The organism is Caulobacter sp. B11 (assembly GCF_002737765.1).
GTDB lineage: Bacteria > Pseudomonadota > Alphaproteobacteria > Caulobacterales > Caulobacteraceae > Caulobacter.
This window is the reverse complement of the sequence record NZ_PEGG01000125.1, coordinates 1-10,055: the sequence shown is the minus strand read 5'-3', so window position 1 is coordinate 10,055 and position 10,055 is coordinate 1. Positions and strand designations below refer to the sequence as shown.

Here is a 10,055-nt window from a genome sequence, read left to right as displayed (position 1 = left end):
CGCCTATGTCGACTATTCCGGCACCCTGTGGGCCAACGTCCTTCAGCGTACGGACAATCCTGGTCGGCAGGCGGTGCTGGACGGCCTGCGCACCGAGCTGAACCGCCGCGACGGCGTCGAACTGCTGGCCCCGCTGGGCTTCGAGAACGCCTATGCCTGGCCATGAAGCGCGACAAGGCCCGGGCCCTGGGGATCGTCAGCCTGGACGACCTGGCCCGCCGCGCGCCGGACCTGGTGATGGGCGGCGACCTGGAGTTCTTCTCGCGTCCGGAATGGGCGTCGGTGGTGCGGGCCTACGGTCTGGACTTCAAGGCCAAGCGGCAATTCCAGCCCACCTTCATGTACCGGGCCCTGGGCTCGGGCGAGGCCGATGTGATCTCGGCCTTTTCCAGCGACGGACGCATCGCCGCCGACGATCTGGTCGTGCTGAGCGATCCCAGGGCCGCCCTGCCGCCCTATGACGCGGTGTTGCTGATCGCGCCGGGGCGGGCGGGCGACCGGCGGCTGCGCGCGGCCCTGTCGGGCTGGAGGGCGCGATCTCGGTCGAGGCCATGCGCGCCGCCAATTACAGCGTCGATCGTGACACCGAGAAGGCGGCCCCGGCCGAGGCGGCGCGGACCCTGGCCGACAGCCTGGCGCGCTAGTCGCGGCCGCTCGTTGCGGGAACGGGCTCGCTTCCTCGTCTCAGGCCAGATTTCCGGCGGCGGCGATGACCGAGCCTTCCGGTGGGTTTTCACCGTTGCGTCCCGCCGTGAAACCGGCAATTTGCCGCCATGCGTATCCTGACCCGTCTCGCCGCCCTCAGCGCCCTGGCCGCGGCCGCCCTGCTGACCGTCCCCGCCCAGGCGGCGGCCGGGAAACCCGATCCCAAGCTGGTGGTGGTCATCTCGATCGACCAGTTCAGCGCCAGCCTGTTCGAGGAATATCGCGGCGGCTTCAAGGGCGGCCTGGGCCGCCTGGCGCGCGAGGGCGTGGTCTATCCCAGCGGCTACCAGTCGCACGGCATGACCGAGACCTGCCCGGGCCACTCCACCCTGTTGACCGGCAAGAGCCCCAACAAGACCGGCGTGACCTCCAACGACTTCTACGACACCACGACCGGGGCCAAGGTCTATTGCATGGGCGACCCCGCGGTGGTCCTGGCTCATGACGCCGCCGAACCGGGGGTCAGCCCCAGGAACCTGATGACCTCGACCTATGGCGAGTGGCTCAAGGCGGTTTCGCCCAAGAGCCGAGTCTATGCCGTGTCGGGCAAGGACCGCGGGGCGATCAACATGGCCGGCCACGGCGCCGACGGCGTGTTCTGGCTGGCGGCGGGCTTCGGCTTCACCACCTGGGTCGAGCCGGGTCAGGATCCCAAGGCGCGGCTGGCGCCGGTGGCCGACCTCAACGCGAAGCTACGGGCCGACCTGGCCAAGAAGCCGTTCGTCTGGACCTATGACAACAAGCGCTGCGCGGCGCGCGAAGCCGACTATGTCACCGGCGGCCGCGCTTGGCGCGCGGCCCTGCCGCTGCCCAAGGCCGAAACCCCCGCCGACGCCATGCGCGACCTGGTCACCAGCCCCTGGACCGACCGCGTGACCCTGGAGGCCGCTGAATCCCTGCGCGAACGGTTCGGCCTCGGCGACGGCGACGCGGTCGACGTGCTGACCGTCAGCCTGTCGGCCACCGACTTCATCGGCCACCGCTTCGGCTCGCGCGGGCCGGAGATGTGCGACCATCTGCTGCGTCTGGACGACCGCCTTGAAACCTTCCTCAAGCGCATGGAAAAGGCCAAGGGCGAGGTGCTGGTGGTGCTGACCGCCGACCATGGCGGCTCGGATTTCCCTGAGCGGCTGAAGGAAGAGGGCTATGCCGAGGCCGGCCGGGTACCCGGTTCGACCTGGCTCAAGGGCGTCAACGCCGAGCTGCGCCAGGGCCTGGGTCTGGACTTCGACCCGCTGGTCCAGGCCGGCGGCATCAATTCGCTCTATATCGTCGGGGCCGACCGCAAGGCCCCCGCGCCGATCGAGCGCGCCCGCCTCGCCAAGGCCGCCCTGGCCCTGCTGGCCGCCCGGCCCGAGGTCTATGAGGCCGATGAGATCAACGCCCTGCTGATCGCCGAGTCGCCGCCCAAGGGCACGTCGCCGGACGAATACAGCGTGCGCGAGCGTCAGCGCCGCAGCGCCTATCCCGGCCGTTCGGGCGACATCCTGATCGCCTTCCAGCCGGGCCTGACCGCCGCCTCGGCCGGCTCAGCCTATGTGGCCGGCCACGGCTCGCCCTGGGACTATGACCGCCGGATCCCGATCATCTTCTGGTGGAAGGGCGCGCCGGCCCGAGACCGGGTCCTGCCGATCGAAACCGTCGACATCGCCCCGACCCTGGCCGGAGTCACCCATGTGACGCCGCCGACCGATCTGGACGGCGTCTGCCGGCCGCTCGGCGGGGCCTGCTAGGGCGCGGGATCGGAAACGCAAAACGGCGCTGGTTCGCCCAGCGCCGTTTCAAGTCGTCGAAACGATGATCAAGCCTAGTCCTTGGCGCGTTCCTGGTAGGAATTGTCCTCGGTCAGGATCACGACCCGGGTGCCGACGGCGATATAGGGCGGCACGGTGGTCTTGATGCCATTGCTCAGCAGGGCCGGCTTGTAGGACGACGAGGCGGTCTGGCCCTTCACCGACGGTTCGGTGTCGACGACTTCCAGAATCATGGTGCGCGGCAGTTCCAGGGCGATCGGCACGTCGTTGTGCGTCGACAGCTGGACCGTCATGTTCTCTTGCAGGTAAGGCGCGGCGTCGCCGACCACGTCGGGCGTGGCGACCAGTTGGTCGAAGTTTTCCGGGTTCATGAAGTGGAACCCTTCGGCGTCCTGGTACAGGAAGGTGTGGTCGCGCTGGTCGACGAAGGCGCGCTCGACCTGCTCGGTGGTGCGGTAGCGTTCCGACACCTTCACGCCGTCGCTGATGCGGCGCATGTTCAACTGGGTCACCGGGGTGCCCTTGCCGGGATGGATGTTGTCGACGGTCAGGACAACATAGAGCTTGTTGTCCATGTCGACGACGGCGCCCTTGCGGAGCGAGCTGGCGGCTACCTTCACTGCGTTAGTCCTCAGGCTTTCCGGGCGCCGCCCTGTGGGGCCGCGCGAAGAGGGTGGTGATCGTCTGTCCGCCCTCCTATAGCGAACGCGGCAAGATCGCCAGTCTCTGTTGCGGAGGTCCCGTGCCCGCTGATGCGCCTTCGCCCCCAAGGTCGCCCTGGTGGCGGCCCGACAGGCACCGTGATCGCCGACCGTTCCTGCTTGGCCGCAACGCGATCACCCGCGCCGTGAGGGTCTGGTTCGAGGACCAGGACTTCGTCGAGGTCGAGGCCGCCGCCCTGCAGGTCTCGCCCGGCAACGAGGCCCATCTGCACGCCTTCGCCACCACGATGCTGAGCCTGACCGGCGAGCCCGACCAGGAATTCTTCCTGCACACCTCGCCGGAATTCGCCTGCAAGAAGTTGCTGGCGGCGGGGGAGGAAAAGATCTTCGACTTCGCCCGGGTCTGGCGCAATCGCGAGCGCGGCCCGCTGCATCACCCCGAGTTCGTCATGCTGGAATGGTACCGGGCCGGCGCGCCCTACCAGATCCTGATGGACGACTGCGCGGCCCTGATGTCGCTGGCGGCCGAGACGGCGGGAAGTCGGGTGTTTTCGTTCCGGGGCATGACCTGCGATCCCTTTGCCGCGCCGGAACGGCTGAGCGTGGCCGAGGCCTTCGCGCGTCACGCGGGCGTCGACCTGCTGGCCAGTCTGGGCCCCGGCGGCGAGACCGACCGCGACGCCCTGGCCGCCTCGGTACGGGCGGCCGGGATCCGGGTGGCCGACGACGACAGCTGGGCCGACGTGTTCAGCCGGGTGATCGTCGAGAAGGTCGAGCCGAACCTTGGGCAGGGCCGGGCGACGATCCTCTGCGAGTATCCGGTGGCCGAGGCCGCCCTGGCCCGACCCAAGCCTGGCGATCCGCGCGTGGCCGAGCGCTTCGAGCTCTATGCCTGCGGGTCGAGCTGGCCAACGCCTTCGGCGAACTCACCGACCCGGCCGAGCAGCGCCGCCGCTTCGTCGCCGAGATGGACGACAAGCAGCGGATCTATGGCGAGCGCTATCCGATCGACGAGGACTTCCTCGCCGCCCTGGAAATCATGCCCGAGGCGTCCGGCAGCGCCCTGGGCTTTGACCGGCTGGTGATGCTGGCAACGGGGGCGACGCGGGTGGATCAGGTGATGTGGGTGCCGGTGGCGGGGTGACCCGTCGTACATCCCCGATTTGCCTCGCGGCCGCCAATGGGCCATATCCCGCCGCTCCCATGACCATCGCCCACACCCTCCGCAGCGCCCAGGCGCTGGCCCAAGCCGGGCTCGTGTCCGCCGAGCGTCTGCCGGCGCTCGAGGCCGTGGCGGCGCGCTACGCCGTGGCGATCACGCCGGAGATGGCGGCGCTGGTCGAGGACGCCAATGACCCGATCGCCCGTCAGTTCCTGCCCGACGAGGCCGAGCTGACGGTTCTGCCCGAAGAGAACGGCGACCCGGTCGGCGACTTCACCCACAGCCCGGTCGAGGGCGTGGTGCACCGCTATCGCGACCGGGTGCTGCTCAAGCCCACCCACACCTGCGCAGTCTATTGCCGGTTCTGCTTCCGCCGCGAGATGGTCGGGCCCGAGGGGCAGGGGACCCTGTCGGCCGACCAACTGGACGCCGCCTTCGCCTATATCGCCGGGGCGCCCGAGATCTGGGAGGTGATCGTCACCGGCGGCGACCCGTTCGTGCTGTCGCCCCGCCGCATCGCCGACCTGATGGACCGCCTTGCCGCCGTCGAGCATGTGAAGGTGGTGCGCTTCCACACCCGCGTGCCGGCCGTCGACCCCTCGGCGGTGACCGATGATCTGGTCGCGGCCCTGAAGCGCACCGACAAGGCGGTCTATGTCGCCCTGCACGCCAACCATGCCCGCGAACTGACCCCGGCGGCGCGAGCCGCCTGCGCCCGGATCATCGACGCCGGCATTCCCATGCTCAGCCAGACGGTGCTGCTGCGCGGCGTCAATGACGATCCCGAGGCCCTGGGCGGGCTGATGCGGGCCTTTGTCGAGACCCGGATCCGGCCCTATTACCTGCACCAGGGCGACCTGGCGCCGGGCACCTCGCACCTGCGGGTCTCCGTGCCCGAGGGCCAGGCCCTGATGCGCGACATTCGCGGCCGTTTTTCGGGCCTGTGCCAGCCGACCTATGTGCTCGATATCCCCGACGGCCACGGCAAGGTGCCGGTGGGGCCCACCTATCTGGCCGACGGCGCCGTCGAGGATCCCAACGGCCGGGCGCACGCCTATCCGCCGACGGCGACGATCCCCCGCTAGCGGGGGATCGTCGCCGTCAGATAGCCTTCCAGCACCGCCAGGGCGTGGTCCAGCCGCGCCGAGCGCCACTCCGGCGTCGTCATGTCGGTGTCCAGGGTTACCGACAGCGAATAGCCGGCGGCCAGATGGAAGCGGCTCAGGGCGGCGATGGTCACATAGATCTGGACGGGATCCAGACCTGGGCGGAACAGGCCCTTGTCGACGCCGCTGGCCAGCAGGGCCTCGATCGTGCGGCGCAGGGGAAAGGCGGTCTCGGTGACCTTGCGCGACTGGGCCACGAACTTGCCGTGCGCCAGGTTCTCGTTGCGCAGCAGGCCCTCGAACTTCGGGTTCTTCTCGAAATAGTCGAAGGTGAAGCGCTGCAGCGCCAGCAGGCCCTCCAGCGGCTTTTCGACATCGATATCCAGCTCGGCCTCGCGGGCCCGCAGGTCCTCATAGGCGGTTTCCAGCACCGCCAGGTACAGGCCCTTCTTGTCGCCGAAATAGTGGTAGAGCATGCGGATATTGCACTTGGCGGCCTTGACGATCTTTTCGATCCGCGCGCCGGCGAAGCCCGCCTGGGCGAACTCGCGCAGCGCCGCCGTCATGATCGCCTTGCGGGTGCGTTCGGCGTTGCGTCGGCGCGGGGCCGGTTCGGCCGGGACCAGGTCCGCCTGCTTGTCCGTCACGGGGTCTTTGCTCCGCCGTCGATCCACGCACCGAGTCGCGCGCGCTCCTCATCGGTCATGCCGGTCTCGTTGCCAAGCGGCATGCTGGCGCTTTCGACGGCCCGCTCGCGGATGCGCGGGGCGTATCGGACCAGGCCGGCCGGAGTGTCGAAGGCCGCGCCGGCGGGCGGCGCGGTGAAACCCTTGTGGGTCGGAACGGCGGCGTGGCAGGTCACGCAGTGCTTCTGGACGATGGCCTGGGCCTGCGGGAAGGTCACCGCGTCCAGGGTCTGCGGCGGCCGGGGCCGGGTGCTGGCCAGCACGCTGACCGCGAACAGCAGCATGGCCCCGATGAACAGGAATTCGTGCCGGGTCTGGCCGTGGTGGCGCAGGTTGAAGAAGTGGCGGATCGACACCCCGCCCAGGCTGATCAGGGCCAGCAACAGCCAGGCCGAGCCATGGGCGGTGATCGCCGGATAGTGGTTGCTGATCATGATGAACAGCACCGGCAGGGTCATGTAATTGTTGTGCACCGAGCGCTGCTTGCCCATCGCGCCCAGGCGCGGATCGACCGCTCGCTCGGCCAGCATGTCGGCGACGATCCGGCGCTGGTTGGGGATGATCACCAGGAACACGTTGCCGACCATGGCCGTGCCGATGATCGCCCCGACATGGATGAAGGCCCCCCGGTCGCTGAACAGCTGGGTCAGGGCCCAGGCGGCGGCGGTCAGGACGGCGAACCAGACCAGGCCGAACAGCCGCGGCCTCTGGCCCAGGGGCGAGCGGCACAGGGCCTCGTAGACCAGCAGGCCGCCGAAGATGAAGGCCAGGCCAGTCCCGATCGCCTGGATCTGGGTGAAGGCGTGCTTGCCGGCGTCGATCAGATAGACCGGCGCCCCCCAGTAATAGATCACGCACAGCAGGGCGAAGCCGCTCAGCCAGGTGGTGTAGGCCTCCCATTTGAACCAGTGCAGGTGGCCTGGCATGTGGGCCGGGGCGGTCATGTACTTCTGGGAGTGATAGAAACCCCCGCCGTGCACCGCCCACAGCTCGCCCTTCACCCCGTCCTTGGGCGGATCCGGGGCGCGCAGATTGTTGTCCAGCCAGACGAAATAGAACGAGGCCCCGATCCAGGCGACGCCGGCGATCACGTGCAGCCAGCGCAGGGCCAGGTTCAGCCAGCCGGCCAGGTCGTAGGTCATGCCGTCACCGCGTCTTGCAGGCGAAGCTGGCTGATCAGGCCGATCTGGCGCAGCGCCTCGGCGATTTCCGATGGCTCGTCATGGGCCAGACGGGCCTGCATGGCCGCCAGGATCGAGGCCTTGTCGTTCAGCCGCACGCAGATGATGAACGGGAAGCCGAAGCGCGCCCCATAGGCGGCGTTGAGGGCGTGGAAGCGTTCGAACTCTTCGGCCGTCAGCCTGTCGAGCCCGGCGCTGGCCTGTTCGGCATTGCTCTCGGCGGTCAGGTCCCTGGCGATCGCCGCCTTGCCGGCCAGTTCCGGGTGGGCGCGGATCAGGGCCAGCTTGTCGGCGGTCGAGGACCTCTCCAGCCCAGCCATCATGGCGGCGTGCAGGGCGTCGAGCGAGGCGAAGGGCCGCGCGTCCCAGGCGCGCTCCACCACCCACGGCGACAGCTCGAAGGCAAAGCCCAGGGCGGTGGTGAAGCCCGTGCGGTTCATGCTGTTGAGGCGGGCCAGGGTCAGGGGCGGGGCGCCGCTCATGCCGCCGTTCCCCGTACGGATGGGTCTTGATCCAGTGCCGGGCGATCTCGATACGTCGCGCCACCCAGACCCGGTCGTGGGCCGCCACGTGTTCGAGGAAGCGGCGCAGGGCCATGATCCGGCCGGGCTTGCCGACGATGCGGCCGTGCAGACCGATGCTCATCATCTTCGGGGCCGTCTCGCCCTCCAGATAGAGGGCGTCGAAGGCGTCGCGGAGATAGGCGAAGAACTGGTCGCCGCTGTTGAAGCCCTGGGGCGCGGCGAAGCGCATGTCGTTGGCGTCCAGCGTATAGGGCGTGATCAGCTGCGGCTTGCCGTGCTGGTCGTCCCAATAGGGCAGGTCGTCGGCATAGCTGTCGGCGTCATAGACAAAGCCGCCTTCCTGCGCGATCAGCCGGGCGGTGTTGGGGCTGGTGCGGCCCTGGTACCAGCCCAACGGCCGCTCGCCGGTCAGGCGGGTGTGGATCTCGATGGCCCGCTGGATGTGTTCGCGCTCCAGGTCCTCGGGACAGTGCTGGTAGTCGATCCAGCGATAGCCGTGACTGGCGATCTCCCAGCCATAGTTCTGCATCGCCGCCACCACGTCGGGATTGCGCTCCAGGGCCTGGGCCACGGCGAACACGGTCACCGGATAGCCGAAGTCCTCGAACAGTCGCCGGATGCGCCAGAAGCCGGCGCGCGACCCGTATTCGTAGAGGCTCTCCATCGACATGTGGCGAGCGTCAGGCACCGGTTGGGCGCCGACCATCTCCGACAGGAAGTGCTCGGCCGCCGGGTCGCCATCCAGCACCGAGCGCTCGGCGCCTTCCTCGTAGTTGAGCACGAACTGCACGGCGATGCGCGCGCCGTTGGGCCACTGGGCCTGGGGCGGGTGTTCGCCGTAGCCCTTGAGGTCGCGGGGGTAGGTCATGCGCCGTAACCCCCCTCAGTCGCTTCGCGACAGCTCCCCCAAGGGGGGAGCATCTTGTGTGTAGATCCTCCCCCTTTGGGGGAGGTGGCCCAGAGGGCCGGAGGGGGGTCTTGGATCACGCTCACGAAAACACCGCCGCCGCCGCATCGACCCCGGCCCCCGGCGTCGCGCCGAAGCCTTCCCAGCGCAACACCGCCTCCAGCGCCGCCAGGGTGGTGAGCACCGCGTGCTTCCTCGCATTGACCCCCATGGCCCCGATCCGCCAGATCTTGCCGGTCAGCGGGCCGAAGGCCGTGCCGATCTCGATCTCGAATTCGGTGCGCATCCGGGCCCGTACGCGGTCGCCGTCGACGCCGGACGGGATCCAGACGCCGGTGACATTGGTCATCTTGTGGGCCTGGTCGCCATAGACGCTTAGCCCCATCGCCGCGACCCCCGCGACCACCGCCGCGCCGGCGGCGGCGTGGCGGGCGAAGCGGGCCTCCAGGCCTTCCTCCAGCGCCACCCGGGCGCATTCGCGGGCCGCATACAGCATGCTGGCCGCCTCGGTATGGTGGTTCAGGCGCTTGTCGGACCAGTAGTCCATGATCATCGCCAGGTCGAAATAGTTGGAGGCGATGCGGCGGCCATTGCCGCTGACCGCGCCCGCGGTGGCGATGCCGCGCTCGACGTGGCGGCGGCTGGCGATGTGCTCGGCGGCGCGGTCGCTGATGGTGATCGGGGCCGAGCCGGAGGGACCGCCCAGACACTTCTGCAGGCCGGCGGTGACGATGTCGGCCTGCCAGTTATCCACAGGCACGCTCATCCCGGCCAGGGTGGCGGTGGCGTCGACATAGAGCAGGGCGTCGTGGCGGCGGCAGATCTCGCCGATGGCCTCGATCGGCTGGGCCATGGTGGTCGAGGTGTCGCCGTGCACGCAGGCCACCAGGCGCGGCTTGACCCGGGCCACGGCGTCCTCGACCGCCTGCGGGTCGATGACCTGGCCCCATTCGCCTTCGACCAGGGTGACGCGGGCGTCGCAGCGCTCGGCGATCTCGGACAGCAGCAGGCCAAAGCGGCCGGCATTGACCACCACCACATCGTCGCCGGGGGCCAGCACCGAGACTAGCGCCGCCTCGATCCCGGCCCGCGAGGTGCCGTCGACCAGGAAGGTCCAGCGGTTCTGGGTCTGGAACACCTGGCGGTACAGGGCCATGGTCTCGTTCATATAGCCGGTGAACTCCGGGTCGAACTGACCGAGGAGCTGCACCGACATGGCCCGCAACACGCGCGGATGCACATTGATCGGGCCGGGACCCATCAGCAGGCGGGGCGGGGGATCGAGTTCGCCGAAGGTGCTCATGTCACTATCCATAGGCTTGTCATCCCGGACGACCCGAAGGGTCGGGATGGGCTGGCAAGGAATAC

8 protein-coding genes and 2 pseudogenes are annotated in these 10,055 nt (G+C 69.0%); 4 read left to right on the top strand and 6 right to left on the bottom strand.

Annotated elements, in window-relative coordinates; genetic code table 11:
- Positions 1-162 precede the first annotated feature (162 nt).
- Entirely contained in the window at positions 163-786 is a 624-nt protein-coding gene (locus CSW58_RS06555; protein WP_236627689.1) for a glycine betaine ABC transporter substrate-binding protein, read from the top strand.
- The gene (locus CSW58_RS06550) at positions 774-2,438 is read left to right on the top strand and encodes an alkaline phosphatase family protein (protein ID WP_099446747.1); all 1,665 of its coding nucleotides are present in this window, start codon (positions 774-776) and stop codon (positions 2,436-2,438) included. Before CSW58_RS06555 ends, CSW58_RS06550 begins: the two co-directional genes overlap by 13 nt.
- Positions 2,439-2,512: 74 nt before the next feature.
- Here CSW58_RS06550 and efp read toward each other — a convergent pair whose 3' ends face one another.
- On the bottom strand, positions 2,513-3,079 hold the full coding sequence (gene efp, locus CSW58_RS06545) for an elongation factor P (RefSeq protein ID WP_099446746.1): 567 nt from the start codon (positions 3,077-3,079) through the stop codon (positions 2,513-2,515).
- Between the two features lie 122 nt (positions 3,080-3,201).
- Here efp and epmA point away from each other — a divergent pair.
- Positions 3,202-4,265 (top strand): annotated as a pseudogene (gene epmA / locus CSW58_RS06540) (EF-P lysine aminoacylase EpmA).
- 59 nt (positions 4,266-4,324) lie between these two features.
- Positions 4,325-5,368, top strand: coding sequence for a lysine-2,3-aminomutase-like protein (locus tag CSW58_RS06535; protein ID WP_099446745.1), 1,044 nt, complete (start codon positions 4,325-4,327; stop codon positions 5,366-5,368).
- Here CSW58_RS06535 and CSW58_RS06530 read toward each other — a convergent pair.
- The 5 genes and pseudogenes from CSW58_RS06530 to CSW58_RS06510 form a co-directional block, all read right to left on the bottom strand.
- Positions 5,365-6,063, bottom strand: a complete 699-nt coding sequence (locus CSW58_RS06530) for a TetR/AcrR family transcriptional regulator (RefSeq protein WP_369825098.1) — start codon at positions 6,061-6,063, stop codon at positions 5,365-5,367. The two genes, CSW58_RS06535 and CSW58_RS06530, sit on opposite strands and share 4 nt — an antisense overlap.
- Complete coding sequence (locus CSW58_RS06525; RefSeq protein WP_099446744.1) at positions 6,033-7,217, bottom strand: urate hydroxylase PuuD; 1,185 nt, start codon at positions 7,215-7,217, stop codon at positions 6,033-6,035. Before CSW58_RS06525 ends, CSW58_RS06530 begins: the two co-directional genes overlap by 31 nt.
- On the bottom strand, positions 7,214-7,738 hold the full coding sequence (gene uraD, locus CSW58_RS06520) for a 2-oxo-4-hydroxy-4-carboxy-5-ureidoimidazoline decarboxylase (RefSeq protein WP_099446743.1): 525 nt from the start codon (positions 7,736-7,738) through the stop codon (positions 7,214-7,216). Before uraD ends, CSW58_RS06525 begins: the two co-directional genes overlap by 4 nt.
- 10 nt (positions 7,739-7,748) lie before the next feature.
- Positions 7,749-8,648: pseudogene (gene puuE / locus CSW58_RS06515) on the bottom strand (allantoinase PuuE); the annotation flags it as partial.
- 121 nt (positions 8,649-8,769) lie between these two features.
- Complete coding sequence (locus CSW58_RS06510) at positions 8,770-9,990, bottom strand: alanine--glyoxylate aminotransferase family protein (RefSeq protein WP_236627687.1); 1,221 nt, start codon at positions 9,988-9,990, stop codon at positions 8,770-8,772.
- Positions 9,991-10,055 lie beyond the last annotated feature (65 nt).